At 55.7% G+C, this 13937-nt stretch carries 18 protein-coding genes; 12 read left to right on the forward strand and 6 right to left on the reverse strand.

Annotation, left to right across the window (positions count from 1 at the left end; translation table 11 throughout):
* The first annotated feature begins 48 nt into the window (after positions 1-48).
* A complete protein-coding gene (gene ilvN, locus MWU61_RS13655) occupies positions 49-621 on the forward strand; it encodes an acetolactate synthase small subunit (RefSeq protein ID WP_247128931.1) in 573 nt (190 codons plus the stop codon).
* Positions 622-665: 44 nt separating this feature from the next.
* On the opposite strand, the gene MWU61_RS13660 is transcribed toward ilvN, so the two are convergent.
* A complete protein-coding gene (locus tag MWU61_RS13660; protein ID WP_247128932.1) occupies positions 666-923 on the reverse strand; it encodes a hypothetical protein in 258 nt (85 codons plus the stop codon).
* Positions 924-1224: 301 nt separating this feature from the next.
* Here MWU61_RS13660 and MWU61_RS13665 point away from each other — a divergent pair, with 301 nt between their 5' ends.
* From MWU61_RS13665 to MWU61_RS13675, 3 genes are read left to right on the forward strand one after another with little or no spacing between them, the layout of a single operon-like run.
* Positions 1225-2163: a nucleoside hydrolase gene (locus MWU61_RS13665; RefSeq protein ID WP_247128933.1), complete on the forward strand. Its 939-nt coding sequence runs from the start codon at positions 1225-1227 to the stop codon at positions 2161-2163.
* Positions 2160-2612, forward strand: coding sequence for a GNAT family N-acetyltransferase (locus MWU61_RS13670; protein WP_247128934.1), 453 nt, complete (start codon positions 2160-2162; stop codon positions 2610-2612). The genes MWU61_RS13665 and MWU61_RS13670 overlap by 4 nt, the downstream gene beginning before the upstream one ends.
* Complete coding sequence (locus tag MWU61_RS13675) at positions 2609-3985, forward strand: protein adenylyltransferase SelO (RefSeq protein ID WP_247128935.1); 1377 nt, start codon at positions 2609-2611, stop codon at positions 3983-3985. The genes MWU61_RS13670 and MWU61_RS13675 overlap by 4 nt, the downstream gene beginning before the upstream one ends.
* Here the strand turns inward: MWU61_RS13675 and MWU61_RS13680 are convergent.
* The 3 genes from MWU61_RS13680 to MWU61_RS13690 all read right to left on the reverse strand — a co-directional run bounded on the left by MWU61_RS13680 (position 3982) and on the right by MWU61_RS13690 (position 5967).
* Positions 3982-4755 carry a hypothetical protein gene (locus tag MWU61_RS13680; protein ID WP_247128936.1) on the reverse strand — a complete coding sequence of 258 codons (774 nt, stop codon included), beginning with the start codon at positions 4753-4755 and terminating at the stop codon, positions 3982-3984. The two genes, MWU61_RS13675 and MWU61_RS13680, sit on opposite strands and share 4 nt — an antisense overlap.
* 167 nt (positions 4756-4922) lie before the next feature.
* Positions 4923-5468, reverse strand: coding sequence for a peptidylprolyl isomerase (locus MWU61_RS13685; protein ID WP_247128937.1), 546 nt, complete (start codon positions 5466-5468; stop codon positions 4923-4925).
* Entirely contained in the window at positions 5461-5967 is a 507-nt protein-coding gene (locus MWU61_RS13690; RefSeq protein ID WP_247128938.1) for a peptidylprolyl isomerase, read from the reverse strand. Before MWU61_RS13690 ends, MWU61_RS13685 begins: the two co-directional genes overlap by 8 nt.
* 128 nt (positions 5968-6095) lie before the next feature.
* On the opposite strand from MWU61_RS13690, the gene MWU61_RS13695 reads away from it, so the two are divergent.
* The 4 genes from MWU61_RS13695 to MWU61_RS13710 all read left to right on the forward strand — a co-directional run bounded on the left by MWU61_RS13695 (position 6096) and on the right by MWU61_RS13710 (position 9353).
* Positions 6096-7274 (forward strand): phosphoglycerate kinase, encoded by a 1179-nt coding sequence (locus MWU61_RS13695; RefSeq protein ID WP_247128939.1) that lies wholly within the window; start codon positions 6096-6098, stop codon positions 7272-7274.
* Between the two features lie 120 nt (positions 7275-7394).
* Entirely contained in the window at positions 7395-8288 is an 894-nt protein-coding gene (locus MWU61_RS13700; protein ID WP_247129015.1) for a fructose bisphosphate aldolase, read from the forward strand.
* 57 nt (positions 8289-8345) lie between these two features.
* The gene (locus tag MWU61_RS13705) at positions 8346-8948 is read left to right on the forward strand and encodes a hypothetical protein (protein WP_247128940.1); all 603 of its coding nucleotides are present in this window, start codon (positions 8346-8348) and stop codon (positions 8946-8948) included.
* Positions 8949-9053: 105 nt separating this feature from the next.
* Positions 9054-9353, forward strand: coding sequence for a septum formation initiator family protein (locus tag MWU61_RS13710; protein WP_247128941.1), 300 nt, complete (start codon positions 9054-9056; stop codon positions 9351-9353).
* 89 nt (positions 9354-9442) lie between these two features.
* On the opposite strand, the gene MWU61_RS13715 is transcribed toward MWU61_RS13710, so the two are convergent.
* Together MWU61_RS13715 and MWU61_RS13720 are read right to left on the reverse strand one after the other, a co-directional pair.
* Positions 9443-9802 (reverse strand): hypothetical protein, encoded by a 360-nt coding sequence (locus MWU61_RS13715; protein ID WP_247128942.1) that lies wholly within the window; start codon positions 9800-9802, stop codon positions 9443-9445.
* A gap of 232 nt (positions 9803-10034) precedes the next feature.
* On the reverse strand, positions 10035-10331 hold the full coding sequence (locus MWU61_RS13720) for a hypothetical protein (protein WP_247128943.1): 297 nt from the start codon (positions 10329-10331) through the stop codon (positions 10035-10037).
* A 407-nt stretch (positions 10332-10738) separates the two neighbouring features.
* Here MWU61_RS13720 and MWU61_RS13725 point away from each other — a divergent pair, with 407 nt between their 5' ends.
* Genes MWU61_RS13725 through MWU61_RS13740 form a run of 4 tightly spaced genes read left to right on the forward strand, consistent with a single transcriptional unit; the run spans position 10739 to position 13908 of the window.
* Complete coding sequence (locus tag MWU61_RS13725) at positions 10739-11188, forward strand: GNAT family N-acetyltransferase (RefSeq protein WP_247129016.1); 450 nt, start codon at positions 10739-10741, stop codon at positions 11186-11188.
* Complete coding sequence (locus tag MWU61_RS13730) at positions 11185-12534, forward strand: DUF2927 domain-containing protein (RefSeq protein ID WP_247128944.1); 1350 nt, start codon at positions 11185-11187, stop codon at positions 12532-12534. Before MWU61_RS13725 ends, MWU61_RS13730 begins: the two co-directional genes overlap by 4 nt.
* A gap of 15 nt (positions 12535-12549) precedes the next feature.
* Entirely contained in the window at positions 12550-12720 is a 171-nt protein-coding gene (locus MWU61_RS13735; RefSeq protein ID WP_247128945.1) for a hypothetical protein, read from the forward strand.
* A gap of 3 nt (positions 12721-12723) precedes the next feature.
* Positions 12724-13908, forward strand: coding sequence for a VWA domain-containing protein (locus MWU61_RS13740; protein WP_247128946.1), 1185 nt, complete (start codon positions 12724-12726; stop codon positions 13906-13908).
* Positions 13909-13937: the final 29 nt, after the last annotated feature.

Here is a 13937-nt window from a genome sequence, read left to right on the forward strand (position 1 = left end):
TTGTGCACGTCAGTTACAATGCAAAAAATGCGAAAAAGGGACATCACCATGTCACCACTCAAACTCAAAAAAGGCGCCTCCAGCCACTCTGCCTATGACCTAAAAACGCCGTTTGGCGACACGGTCGAACGGCATACATTGGCGGTCATCGTCGAAAACGAACCGGGTGTTCTGGCCCGTGTCATCGGCCTGTTTTCGGGGCGCGGCTACAACATCGAAAGCCTGACAGTGGCCGAAATTGACCACACAGGTCATCAGTCACGGATCACGATTGTGACGTCCGGGACGCCGCAAGTGATCCAGCAGATCAAGTCGCAGCTGGGCCGGATTGTCACCGTGCACACAGTCAACGATCTAACTGTCGAAGGCCCATCTGTGGAACGTGAACTGGCGCTGCTGAAAGTCGCTGGCAAAGGCGATCACCGCATTGAAGCAATCCGCTTGGCCGACATTTTCCGCGCCAATGTGGTCGATAGCACGTTGGAATCATTTGTGTTTGAGATCACAGGCACGCCTGAAAAAATTGACGCCTTTGCTGACCTGATGCGCCCGCTAGGCCTGCAAGAAGTCGCACGCACTGGCGTCGCGGCCCTGTCGCGCGGACCAGACGCACACGTCTAAAAATCATGCGCACGGCGGGCGTCCCCGCCGTGCGCATCTATCTGTTATTCTTCTGGATTGACGATCAGACCCGCTTCGATTGCGGCCGTAATTTCGTCAGCTTCCAGTAAGCCATCCCCGTTCACATCCAGTACGACATAGGCGTCTTCGGTGATCTCGGGCATGGCAGCCTGCAGTTCCGGAAAACTATACATTCCATCCCCATTCACATCGATACTTGCGGCCTGTGCCGAAGCAGCCCCGGCTGTCATCACCAATGCGATTGCAGGCGTTGTGAACTTCATTTGCGTTGTCATGGTCATGTCTCCATTTTTCGGATCTTGAAAAGCTGATGCTTCCCGAAACCCTTTTGACCACAACGCCTTAGCCCCACCATGGGGTTGTGCATTGATGCCTAATTTCGGCCATGAGTTGCTGAAATCGCCCTTGCAATGCAGCGTAAAAAGGATCGCCTACAAATCAGCCCAAATTCGGCGGACGGCGCGCCAAAACCAACGCAATCATAGGCGCAAATCAGCCTTCGCGCGCCACGTTATCGCGCCGCCAGCCCTTGCCCCTTTTGCCCCAAACCGACACAGTGACGCGGAATCAAAAGGACGTTTCATGCCCCGCAAAATCATCATCGACACGGACCCCGGCCAAGACGACGCGGTCGCCATTTTGTTGGCGCTTGCGTCACCCGAAGACCTTGATGTCTTGGGCGTCGTGGCGGTCGCCGGTAACGTGCCACTGCCACTGACCGAAAAGAACGCACGCATCGTCTGCGAATTGGCTGGTTTCCCCGAAACCAAGGTCTTCGCGGGCTGTGACGCGCCCATAAATCGCAAGCTGATCACAGCCGAACATGTTCACGGATCGACAGGTCTGGACGGGCCGCAAATGGATGATCCGACCATGCCGCTTCAGGACCAGCACGGCGTTGATTTCATTATCGAAACGCTGCGCCGCGAAGATGCAGGCACCGTGACATTGTGCCCGCTTGGTCCTTTGACGAATATTGCGACCGCATTTAACCGCGCACCGGATGTCGTTGAAAAGGTGCAAGAAATTGTGCTGATGGGCGGCGGTTATTTTGAAGGTGGCAACATCACACCAAGCGCTGAATTTAACATTTACGTTGATCCAGAAGCTGCTGATATCGTGATGAAATCTGGCGTAAAGATCACAATGATGCCGCTCGACGTGACACACAAAGCGCTGACCACCAAAGCCCGCGTCGATAAGTTCCGCGCCATGGGGACCAAGGTCGGTGACATGGTCGCTGCTTGGACCGATTTCTTCGAAAGGTTCGACATGGAAAAATACGGATCAGAGGGCGCGCCGCTGCATGACCCAACCGTAATTGCCTACCTCATCCAGCCGGATTTGTTCGCAGGCCGCCACATCAACGTCGAGATCGAAACAACTTCAGAACTGACGCTAGGAGCCACTGTCGCGGATTGGTGGCGCGTGTCGGATCGACCGGCTAACGCGACCTTCATGAAAGATATCGACGCTGACGGTTTCTTTGATTTGCTTGCCACACGGTTGGCAAGACTATGAGCGCCGCGGTGAACCTTGCGACGCCGGATGGCGCCGATCTGTGCCTCGCGTTGATGGAAAAACACCATACCGAACAAGGGCTTCCTTACGACGACGCCCACCGTGCTGCGGTGGCCGCCCCTTTGCTTGAAGGAAACCCGCTGGGTGCCATCTGGTTAATCGGCCCTGCCCGCGCCCCGTTGGGTTACGTGCTGGTCACTTTCGCATGGAGCGTTGAGGCTGGCGGTATGGTCGGCTGGATTTCAGAAATCTACATGCGCCCGTCTGTCCGTAAACGCGGGATTGGCACCGAAACCTTGCACGCAGTTGCGGTGGCACTGCGGGCGGGCGGTGTGAAAGCCTTGCATGCGGAACTGGGCGCTGCGGACAATCCGCTGCTGCATTTCTGGAAACGCGTTGGTTTTCGGACCGACAGCACGCGGTCAGTGGTGACTGACATTCTGTCATGAAGGCGCATTTCGATAATTCTTACAGTCACTTACCGGCCAATATGTTTGCTGAGGTTACACCGACACCCGTCGGAAACCCGCATTTGATAATCCGCAACGATGCGCTGGCCAAGGACCTTGGGATTACTTTTGACGATGGCGACACGGCCGTGTTTTCGGGCAATACCATTCCAGACGGTGCCGCCCCCCTTGCGCAGCTTTACGCGGGTCATCAATTCGGGAACTGGAACCCGCAACTGGGCGACGGACGCGCGGTTTTGTTGGGAGAAGTTGTTCAGAACAATCAACGCTTCGACATACAGCTGAAAGGGTCCGGTCGTACGCCGTTTTCGCGTGGTGGCGACGGGCGTGCGTGGCTTGGTCCTGTGTTGCGCGAGTATCTTGTGTCCGAAGCCATGCATGCGCTTGGCGTTCCCACAACGCGTGCCTTAGCCGCCGTATCGACGGGTGAGCCTGTGGTGCGTGAAACCGTCCTGCCCGGAGCTATCCTGACCCGCGTTGCCAGCAGCCACATCCGCGTCGGCACCTTCCAGATTTACGCAGCACGCGGCGATATGGATGCGTTGAAGGCCCTGACCGACTACACAATCGCGCGGCATTATCCTGATGCGACAGGTCCAAGCGATCTCTTGAATGCCGTGATCGCGCGGCAGGCCAGACTGATCGCGGAGTGGATGGGGCTTGGGTTTATCCACGGCGTGATGAACACCGATAACGCATCAATTGCGGGCGAAACGATTGACTACGGGCCCTGCGCCTTCATGGACAGCTATCATCCCGAACGCGTGTTCAGCGCGATTGATCAATTTGGTCGCTACGCCTATCAAAATCAACCACAAATCGCGACGTGGAATATGGCCCAATTTGCCACGTCCCTTATTCCGTTGATGGATGATCGGGACGCCGCGATTGAAGAATTTACGATTGCTGTCAACGGTTTCAACGATATCTTTCAAGTAGAGCGTCGCCGTGTGTTCGGGCGGAAGCTGGGGCTGTCAGTCATGATAGAGGCCGATGATGCCCTTGCCAGCGATCTACTGGACCTGATGGCAGCGGACGGGGCAGACTTCACGAACGTTTTTGCCAATCTTGACGACGCGCGGGATCAGTTTTTGGACCGCGCCGCATTTGACGCATGGCATGACCGCTGGACCAAACGTCGTGATGCTGAACCGGTGAACGCATTGATCATTTCGCGCAACCATAATGTAGAAGCGATGATCACAGCCGCGGTTTCTGGGGATTTCGCACCGTTTCACGCACTATTGGCAGCCGTCACGGACCCTTTTGCGCCGCTCACTGACGCGACCAAGGGGTTCGCCAATGCGCCGACCGAGGAAGAACAGGTCACCCGCACATTCTGCGGGACCTAGCGGTCTGCGTTACCAAAAAAGAAGACTTCTGGGGTGCTCAGGTCAAAGGACGGATCGCTGATATCGCCCCCGACCCCAAACGCCTGATCCCCGTCGAACAAGACGGCCATTGCGCCTGTTACATTTACTGTTTGCGTGGTCCCACCACCGGTATCGGCGCTGAGCGTCCCCGCGATTTCAAATCCGGCAGCCGCGACACCGGACGTATTGGCCAATTCGCCGTTTGTGAAAGTGATCGACCCTTCGGCATCGAAAGTCGGCGTATCGCTCGCGATCGCCGCAAAAGAATCCGTTTCCACGACAGCCGCTAATTCCGGCCCATCCACATAGATGAAACCGTCCGCACCGCCTGCAACGCTTGGGATCGAAGGATCATCAAAGCCGATTTCAATAACGCTGTTGCCGACAAATCCATCGACGCGCGACGCGTTGCCATAGACGTAAAAGACGCCGTCATAGGTCGCACCGCCCCGTGCCTGCAGGTCTGCAACGGAATCCAGTGGGGCAAGTTCGCTCAGGTCTTCGCGAGCACCAATATCCGTCAGCAATGCCGCGAACCCCGCCGCGTTCGTGTTCACCTGTGAAAGCGTAATTGAGGTGTCGGATACGGCCGGCGGCGTCACGGCGGGCGTTTGCGTATCTGGTGTCGGGGTTGCGGGTTGGTTTGGCGTCGGCACAGCTGTCATGACCTCGGCCATATTTGACCCACCGCCGCCGCAGCCAGCCAGCAGCACTGCTATCAAACCGTAAGATAGAAAAACTGGTCGCATATCTTTACCACCACTGAACTCGACAAGTCGCGACACTAACAGTCTTGCGGCCTGACACAACCATCGGTCGTAGCGTCACAGCAATGTTTCCCGATAGGAAACGCAGTTGCCCAACAAAAAAAGGCGGGCCCCATTGGACCCGCCTTTTGCGCATCAAGTGCGATGCGCTATTCCGTCACGCGTACGGCGCTCATCACGTCTGGCGTGCCTGCAACAGACCCGCTTTGGCCTTGGCCGCGCTTGATCGCGTCAACGACATCCATGCCTTCGGTAACTTCACCAACGACTGTGTATTGACCGTTCAAGAAGTGACCCGGTGCAAACATGATGAAAAACTGCGAATTCGCAGAATTCGGGTTTTGCGACCGCGCCATGCCGACGACGCCACGATCAAACGGAAGATCAGAGAATTCTGCGTTGATGTTGCCGAGGTCAGACCCACCTGTACCCGCACGGGACAGGTTGCCACCCGCGACGCCATTTTTGACATCGCCGGTTTGCGCCATGAAACCTTCAATCACACGGTGGAATACGACGTTGTCGTAATCACCAGCTTCTGCAATCGCAGTGATCTGGGCCACGTGGTTTGGTGCGACATCTTCGAAAAGGTCGATCTTGATGGTGCCATTGGCCTCACCTGTCACGTCGATTTCAAGACCTGTCGCCACCGCTGGACCAGCGACAAGTGCAAGAACGGCAGCAAGCTTAAGCATCAGCAGCCACCACAACTTTAACCATACGATCAGGGTTCGCAGGTGGCTCGCCTTTTACGATTGCGTCAACGTGCTCCATGCCTTCGATGACCTGACCGTAAACAGTGTACTGGCCGTTCAGGAAGTCATTGTCTTTGAAGTTGATGAAGAACTGGGAGTTCGCAGAGTTCGGGTTCGCAGACCGTGCAGCGCCGATAGACCCGCGTGCGTGTGGGATCTTGGAGAATTCTGCTGGCAGGTCGGGCATGTTCGACCCACCTGTGCCTGCGCGGCCCGGGTTGTAGTCTTTTTCCATGTTCGCGTTTGCCACGTCGCCTGTTTGCGCCATGAAGCCGTCGATCACGCGGTGAAACGCCACGTTGTCGTAGTCGCCATTGCGCACGAGTGTCTTCATCCGCTCGCAATGCTGTGGTGCCACATCAGGCAAAAGCTGGATCACAACGTCACCGTTTTTCAGTGTCATGATGATCGTGTTTTCTGGATCTTTAATATCGGCCATTGGGCGCTCCCGTGTTTTTAGGTTGGCCTAGACATATGGCCCAAAGCGGCAATTGCCAAGGGACGGCTAGTTGACGTTTTCCGGTCCTTCCCTCAGGTAAGACACAACCCAGACTTAGGAGACGGCAAATGGCGTGGAAAACCCTTGATGATATGGACTTTGCGGGCAAGCGCGCATTGGTCCGCGTAGACATAAACGTGCCGATGGAAGACGGACGCGTGACGGATACAACTCGCATTGAGCGGATTGCCGCGACTGTGGACGATATTCAGGCAGCTGGCGGCAAGGTTATCCTGATGGCGCACTTCGGGCGTCCGAAGGGTCAGGTCGTCCCTGAAATGTCGCTTGGACATATCGCAAGTGCTGTGTCCGACACGCTTGGCTTGCCTGTGACCTTTGTGGATGGTGACTACGCGGATGCCGTCGCTGACATGGAAGACGGCGAGGTCCTGCTGCTGGAAAACTTGCGGTTTAATCCCGGCGAAGAAAAGAACGACGAAGGCTTTGCAAAGCGTTTGGCGTCACTCGGCGATATCTATGTGAACGATGCCTTTTCTGCGGCCCATCGTGCCCATGCCTCAACAGAAGCCATTGCGAAATTGCTACCTGCCTGCGCAGGCCGTTTGATGGCGGCAGAGCTTGGCGCATTGGAAGCGGCCCTTGGCACACCAAAACGCCCTGTTGTGGCCGTGGTTGGTGGTGCGAAAGTGTCAACGAAACTTGATTTGTTGGGTAATCTTGTCGGCAAGGTCGATCATCTGGTGATCGGTGGCGGCATGGCGAATACGTTCCTTGCAGCCCAAGGGATCGATGTCGGCAAATCGCTATGCGAGCATGATCTGGCAGACACGGCCCGCGAAATTTTGGGCAAAGCCGAAAAGGTGGGCTGCGAAATCATCCTGCCGCGCGATATTGTTGTCGCCCGCGAATTCAAAGCGGGCGCTGCGAACGAAGTAGTCGCGCCTGACGCCTGCCCCGCGGATGCGATGATCTTGGACGCAGGTCCTGACACGGTGACATACATTAGCGAAGTTCTGGCGGGCGCCAAAACCCTCGTCTGGAACGGCCCGTTGGGTGCGTTTGAAATCGAACCGTTTGATCGGGCCACAAATGCGGCTGCGGGCGTGGCTGGTGCATTGACCGACTCGGGTAACCTGACGTCTGTCGCGGGTGGCGGTGATACGGTTGCGGCGCTGAATCAGGCGGGGGTGGCAGATAATTTCACCTATATCTCGACTGCAGGCGGGGCCTTTTTGGAGTGGATGGAAGGCAAGGAATTGCCCGGCGTTGCCGCTTTATCCAATTAAACCGACTGTTTAGCGCTAACTGTTAGCGTAACCATAATTGCAAGACTCTCCCCCCGCACCTTATGACAACGGGTAACGGGGGTGACCCAGTCATTTGCAAGGAAATTGGTGATGCTAGACATGTCTAATCAAGCGCAGTGGGAACAGGTTCGGGCCGGCAAAGGCTTTATCGCGGCTTTGGATCAAAGTGGCGGTTCAACCCCAAAAGCACTCAAATTGTACGGCGTCACAGAAGATGCCTACAAAACCGAAGACGAGATGTTTTCATTGATCCACGGGATGCGGTCCCGGATCGTGAACGCGCCCGCATTTACGGGCGACAAGGTCGTCGGTGCGATCCTTTTTGAAATGACGATGGACCGCCAGATCGATGGCAAGCCTGCCGCGACCGCACTGTGGGAAGATCACCACGTTGTCCCATTCCTGAAAGTCGACAAAGGCCTGTGCGATGCAGAGGGCGGCGTTCAGTTGATGAAACCGATCGACGGTCTGGACGCACTTTTGAAAAAGGCGGCAGACGCCGGTATTTTCGGAACCAAAATGCGTTCTGTTATTTCAGCGGCCAATGCTAACGGCATTGATGCGATCGTCGCCCAGCAGTTCGAAGTGGGCAAACAAATCTTGGCGCACGGTTTGATGCCAATCCTGGAGCCTGAGGTCACAATTTCTATCGCTGACAAAGCCGAAGCCGAAGACCTGCTGCTGGCTGCGATCACAAAGCAATTGGACGCCCTGCCCGACGATCAGCAAGTCATGCTGAAACTGACGCTGCCGGAAGTCGCGAACCAATATCAGTCATTGGTCGACCATCCAAAAGTACTGCGGATCGTGGCACTGTCCGGTGGTTACAACCGTGAAGAGGCCAATACGCGACTCGCTCAGAACAAGGGCATCATCGCGAGCTTCTCTCGCGCGTTGACCGAAGGACTTTCTGCCCAGCAGGACGACGCCGATTTCAACAGCGAATTGTCTAAGACAATCGATGCGATCTACGCGGCCTCTGTGGCGGGCTAAATGCTAGACCACGCCCGCTTGCACGGCTAAGTTGTACCAAAGCAAGGGGGCGTGGTGATGCTACGATATAGTTTTGTACTTTTCGGACTGGTGGCCTGCACACCTGTTGAACAGCCAGTGCTCGACGGCATCCCGCCCGCATGGACGCAAGTCGCAGCGGAAGGCAGCCCACGTTGGCAGCAAAGCGATCATCCTCTACGGGATATTCCAAAGCTTGGTACAATTCACCTGTCCATCGCTGGTGATCTTTATGATTGGGAAACGGTTGATTTTTCAACCGACGTCATCGACCTGAGCGCCGAGTTTCTCGTCGAAGGTGGCCCGATGTCCAATACGCTGTATCTTGTCGGCTATGACAGCGGCGACCGCCTGCTTGAAGGCGCAGGCCTGATCAATATCACAGCCACCTTCGCGCAATCAGTCCCCAGCACAAGCACAAGCGCCACCCTGTTCATGGCAGGTCAATTCGCCGAAGACGTGGTCGCACGCGCGCAAAGCGATCTACGCTTGACCCTGACAGAGCTGACGCCAGATCCGGTCGACGACATCGGATATGTCGCAGGAACCATCGCAGGCCACCTATGCAGCGAACCGCCAAGCGCCCCTGAATGCCACTACATCACGGGCAGTTTTACGACGCATGCGTGGATGCCGAACTAATCCATTATTAATTGCATGGCGGTGCATTTTTAGGATTCACAAAGTGATTCGGATGTGCGATTCTAGCGATAGATCGTCCAAAGAAGACGGCATTTTGAGGCACCGATGCGAAAACGTAGCCGCCCAGCGATGGGCACACTCCTTTCTTTCCTAGGGCTTTTGGCCATGGGTCTGTATTTCACCTTTGCCGCCGTGCAGGGTGATTACGGGGTGTTCAAACGTGCGGAAGTCACAGCAGAGGGTCGCGCGCTATCCCAAGAGCTCGCGACCCTACACGCCGAAGTGGCACGCATGGAAAACCTGACACGCCGGTTGTCGGATAACTACCTTGATCTGGACCTTCTGGACGAACAAGCGCGCGATGTGCTGGGCATGATCCGTGCAGACGAGATTGTTATTCAGTAGGTTTGGCTGGTCGTGGGATAGTTGAGCGGACAAAATGTGGCTTCGCTGCGGATGCGCCAACGGTTGCTTCTCCGGTGACTGAACCTGCCTTACAGACATATGCCCCCATATTTTGATGTCATTTCGCTGACAGCACCATCTACTTCTTCCCAATGGATTCTCCAGATTAGCGTGCAGGGAAAACCGCTCTGTTCAAAGTTTCCATAGTTATTTTCAGCATAAACTTTAAACCCTTGCTCGCTCAACCGATCGGTGAGTTCTTCGACCGTTAATGGCATCGGGAATGCTGCCAACACTCGCCTGTTAAACTCTTCGTCAGCTTCGGAGAAATCACTCGGAAGTCCTTTAGCAATTTCGGGGGGATTTGGGAGCGGCGGAAACAGAAAAAGATTTCCCCCGATGAAAATCAATGCCAATAGCGCGCCCCAAATAAGCAATTTCCTCAGCATTTTCGTCCTCCTTTATTGCGCAGCCCCCAAGTCTTTAGTCGATGTTGAAGGACTTTGCAGCATCTGGAAATTTTGGCTCTTCCAACATCATCGCTGAGCTGGTCACGAGTTGCCGGTCCGGAAATTACCGCCGTTCGCTTAGCAGCGCTTAAGCTAGTAAGAGACGGACTTTGCTACACTTTGTACATCGGTCGAAACCAATGCTTCGGAGCCAAGCCCACGCGAGAATTCATCAAGTTCCGCAACAGTCAATGAGGCCACGGGTACAGCCCTTTTCATATCGGTAAGGGAAACCATCCCTGGTGGTTTCAGCCCAGGCAAATTCGCTTGGGACAAGCTTCGCATTAACAAGATACTCAGCGCCATCTCTCTCGCTAAATATCTCATAAAATTCGGTGAAATCGTCTCCCCAAATATCAAGGTCAGTTACGATTTGGGTTTCTCGATTGAGATTTTCCAGTAACCGCTTGTCTACTTCAAATCGCTTCAACGCTCGAAGTATTTTATCAGGAACACCTTGGCTATGCATCGTGGCAATCGTTCTATTGTTTTGCTTTCCGAAGCTAATATTTTCCAGTCAGGCGTTCCAAGAGTGCATAGTTGGTTTGACACGAAACAGACATTCGCTCTCTTATCAGTTGATCTGTAAAATCTAATGGAGCGAGCTGTTGACCATGATCCCTTCAGAAACCTGCATCAACATCTAGCCCACGGCACCTCCGCCACCACAAACCTCTGAGTCTTCTGTGCAACGCAGTTCCGAGAAAGCGGGTACTATCCCGAATATCAGGTGCGTGCCTCCCTCTGTTCACCTTTAATCAACCTGCCCCCACCATGATGGCCGCGCATTTGCCGTAGCCACACACACGAGGGGACGCAGTCTTGTGGCAGGCAAGATTGACGCACTTGAGGAGAGCAGACGTGACCAAGGCAAAAATGCCGGTCATCATACGCCCACTTCACGCAGCTGATCAGGCGGCGTGGATAGGGCTGTGGACCGCCTATCTTGAATTCTACGGCACCGCTTTGCCGTCCGACGTCTTTGCGTCCACCTTTGACCGCCTTTTGGGCGACGATCCTCAGGACTTTTCCGCTCTTGTTGCTGAAGCGGATGGCGAACTGATTGGCCTCACCCATTACCTTTTCCACCGTCATGGATGGAAAATCGAAAACGTCTGTTATCTGCAAGATCTCTACGTCAGTCCCGCCGCGCGTGGCACAGGCTGCGGTCGGAAATTGATCGAAGCGGTCTATGCCGAAGCCGACGCCCAGGGCGCGCCGAATGTGTACTGGCTGACCCAAGACGACAACGCTGCTGGTCGCCAGCTGTATGACCGCGTCGGCAGCTTAACCAATTTCATCAAATACCAACGGCCCGCCGCATGAGCCGTCTCGCAGCCCTCAGTCTCGCCGTTCTCACGGCCTGCGCGCCTGTCCCGCAAGAGGTCGCCGCAACACGCGCGGCCCCGATTGCATCCGTCCTGCCACCGGTCAAAACCTTTGCGGCTGTGCCCGTGCGCACCCCATCGCGATCAAATACCGAGATTTCGCAGGACTTTCTCGACCTGTCGTTCCGCATGGAAAGCGGCAAACAAATACCGTTCATGACCCGTTTCGAAGGGCCCATAAATGTCCGTGTGCAGGGCGAAATCTCAGACACATTGCTGAATGATCTTGATCAATTGCTCAGCCGTCTGCGGCGCGAAGCGAACATCAACATCGACATGTCGGAAGCCGCACAACCGCAGATTATCGTACAGGCCATCCCCCGCCGCGTGCTGAACGACGCCGTGCCGCGTGCGGCCTGTTTTGTTGTGCCCCGCGTATCCAGTTGGGACGAATTCCTGCGCGTCCGCCGGACCGACACGGTCGATTGGACAACGCTGACACGCCGCGACCGTGCGATTATGTTTGTGCCGTCCGATGTAGCCCCACAGGAAATCCGCGACTGTCTGCACGAAGAACTGGCACAAGCGCTTGGACCGCTCAACGATCTGTACCGTCTGCCGGATTCAGTGTTCAACGACGACAACATCCACAACGTGCTGACCAGCTTTGATATGCTGGTTTTGAAAGCCTATTACGCCCCCGAATTGGCAAACGGCATGACACGCGGTCAGGTGGCAGAAAAGCTCCCTGCCCTTCTTGCCCGGCTAAACCCTGCGGGCAATCGCGGATCGCGGTTCCCTGAAGATGACACCAATCGCGACTGGATTGATGCCGTCCAAACGGCGCTGTCGGGTGCAGCAACGCCATCGCGCCGCCGCGCGGCTGCCCAAAATGCCATCCAAATCGGCAACGCCTTTGGCTGGGGTGGCACACGCGAAGCATTTGCACATTACGCGCATGGTCGTCTGCAAGTCGGCAACAATTCCGAACTTGCGCTGGCCTCTTTCAACGCGGCCGACCGCATCTACCGGTCCAATCCCGCGACACAAATTCACGCAGCACACATCGCCGTGCAACGTGCGGCATTTGCGCTCACTGCCGGTGACGCGGAGGCCGTCATCGCACTGACTAACGGTGCAATTCCCCTTGCCCGTGACCACCAAAACGCCGCCCTGCTTGCGACATTGATGATGTTCAAGGCCGAAGCGCTTATGCTGCAAGGCAACACCGCAGAGGCCGAAGCGGTGCGGCTGGACAGTCTGGGTTGGGCGCGATACGGCTTTGGTCAGGATGTATTTGTGCAGGCCCGTCTGAACGAGATCAGGGCGCTGCGCCCGCTCTAAAGGACGATTTGCGCGATGATTTACCCCCTTTCCGGCCTTCTGATTGGTGCCATTCTTGGGGCGCTCAGCGCCAAACGGCGCGGCGGCAAGATGCTTGATCTTTTGCAATGGGGCGGCGTGCTGGCGATCATGGGCGGCATCATTGGCATGTTCGCACTTGTGTTGATCGAACGCGCCAGCATCTAAACGATGTTCCTGCCCTTCTTCGAAAACCTCCGCGCGGCAAAGGTCCCCGTGACCCTACGCGAATTTCTGGCCTTCCTCGAAGGGATGCAGGCGGGACTGGCGACCTATGATGTGGACGCGTTCTACTTTCTAGCGCGCACCGTGATGGTCAAAGATGAACGGCACCTCGACCGTTTTGACCGTGCATTCGGGGCAACCTTCGCAGGGTTGGAAAACATCACGACAGATCAGGTTTTGAACGCCGTCGACCTGCCCGCAGATTGGCTGGAAAAGCTCGCTGAAAAACACCTGAGTGCGGAAGAAAAAGCCGAAATCGAAGCGCTAGGTGGCTTTGATAAGCTGATGGAAACGTTGAAGAAACGGCTCGAAGAACAAAAGGGTCGCCACCAAGGCGGGTCCAAGTGGGTTGGCACTGCGGGCACGTCACCGTTTGGCGCCTACGGCTACAACCCCGAAGGCATCCGCATCGGCCAAGACAAGTCGCGCCATCAACGCGCTGTTAAAGTCTGGGACAAACGCGAATTCCGCAATCTCGACGACACGGTTGAACTGCAAACCCGCAATATCAAGGTCGCGCTCAAACGCCTCCGGTCTTGGGCACGTGACGGGGCCGCCGAAGAACTCGACCTGAACGGCACCATCCGCGCCACAGCCGAAAACGGCTACATCGACGTCAAAACACGCCCTGAACGGCGCAACGCCGTCAAAGTTCTGCTGTTCCTCGATATCGGCGGGTCTATGGATCCGCATATCAAAATGGTCGAAGAACTGTTCTCAGCGGCCAAATCCGAATTCAAAACGCTGCAGCATTTCTACTTCCACAATTGTATTTACGAAGGCGTCTGGCGCGACAACCGCCGCCGCTGGAACGACCAGACCGATACCCATGAAATCATGCGCACCTACGGGTCCGACTACAAATGCATCATCGTCGGCGACGCATCCATGTCACCCTACGAAATCGCCTACCCCGGCGGGGCGAATGAGCATTACAATCCCGAATCCGGCGAAGTCTGGCTGACCCGCGTCCGCGACCAATGGCCCAACCACATTTGGATCAATCCCCTGAACGAAGCCTATTGGCGCCACACCCAATCCACCCAAATGATCCAACAGATTTTCGGAGCAGATCGCATGGTCCCTATGACCATCGCAGGGCTGACAAAAGGTATGAAGTCGCTGGGCTAACAATCACCACGCACGTCATCTGCCAAAAC

Origin of the sequence: Loktanella sp. F6476L (genome assembly GCF_023015725.1) — a bacterium.
In the GTDB taxonomy this organism is placed as follows: Bacteria; Pseudomonadota; Alphaproteobacteria; order Rhodobacterales; family Rhodobacteraceae; genus Yoonia.

What these genes read in the sequence shown, in the direction of transcription:
- ilvN (WP_247128931.1), top strand. Translation starts at nt 49, where the DNA reads ATGTCACCACTCAAACTCAAAAAAGGCGCCTCCAGCCACTCTGCCTAT.
- MWU61_RS13660 (WP_247128932.1), bottom strand. Translation starts at nt 923, where the DNA reads ATGACCATGACAACGCAAATGAAGTTCACAACGCCTGCAATCGCATTG.
- MWU61_RS13665 (WP_247128933.1), top strand. Translation starts at nt 1,225, where the DNA reads ATGCCCCGCAAAATCATCATCGACACGGACCCCGGCCAAGACGACGCG.
- MWU61_RS13670 (WP_247128934.1), top strand. Translation starts at nt 2,160, where the DNA reads ATGAGCGCCGCGGTGAACCTTGCGACGCCGGATGGCGCCGATCTGTGC.
- MWU61_RS13675 (WP_247128935.1), top strand. Translation starts at nt 2,609, where the DNA reads ATGAAGGCGCATTTCGATAATTCTTACAGTCACTTACCGGCCAATATG.
- MWU61_RS13680 (WP_247128936.1), bottom strand. Translation starts at nt 4,755, where the DNA reads ATGCGACCAGTTTTTCTATCTTACGGTTTGATAGCAGTGCTGCTGGCT.
- MWU61_RS13685 (WP_247128937.1), bottom strand. Translation starts at nt 5,468, where the DNA reads ATGCTTAAGCTTGCTGCCGTTCTTGCACTTGTCGCTGGTCCAGCGGTG.
- MWU61_RS13690 (WP_247128938.1), bottom strand. Translation starts at nt 5,967, where the DNA reads ATGGCCGATATTAAAGATCCAGAAAACACGATCATCATGACACTGAAA.
- MWU61_RS13695 (WP_247128939.1), top strand. Translation starts at nt 6,096, where the DNA reads ATGGCGTGGAAAACCCTTGATGATATGGACTTTGCGGGCAAGCGCGCA.
- MWU61_RS13700 (WP_247129015.1), top strand. Translation starts at nt 7,395, where the DNA reads ATGTCTAATCAAGCGCAGTGGGAACAGGTTCGGGCCGGCAAAGGCTTT.
- MWU61_RS13705 (WP_247128940.1), top strand. Translation starts at nt 8,346, where the DNA reads ATGCTACGATATAGTTTTGTACTTTTCGGACTGGTGGCCTGCACACCT.
- MWU61_RS13710 (WP_247128941.1), top strand. Translation starts at nt 9,054, where the DNA reads ATGCGAAAACGTAGCCGCCCAGCGATGGGCACACTCCTTTCTTTCCTA.
- MWU61_RS13715 (WP_247128942.1), bottom strand. Translation starts at nt 9,802, where the DNA reads ATGCTGAGGAAATTGCTTATTTGGGGCGCGCTATTGGCATTGATTTTC.
- MWU61_RS13720 (WP_247128943.1), bottom strand. Translation starts at nt 10,331, where the DNA reads ATGCATAGCCAAGGTGTTCCTGATAAAATACTTCGAGCGTTGAAGCGA.
- MWU61_RS13725 (WP_247129016.1), top strand. Translation starts at nt 10,739, where the DNA reads ATGCCGGTCATCATACGCCCACTTCACGCAGCTGATCAGGCGGCGTGG.
- MWU61_RS13730 (WP_247128944.1), top strand. Translation starts at nt 11,185, where the DNA reads ATGAGCCGTCTCGCAGCCCTCAGTCTCGCCGTTCTCACGGCCTGCGCG.
- MWU61_RS13735 (WP_247128945.1), top strand. Translation starts at nt 12,550, where the DNA reads ATGATTTACCCCCTTTCCGGCCTTCTGATTGGTGCCATTCTTGGGGCG.
- MWU61_RS13740 (WP_247128946.1), top strand. Translation starts at nt 12,724, where the DNA reads ATGTTCCTGCCCTTCTTCGAAAACCTCCGCGCGGCAAAGGTCCCCGTG.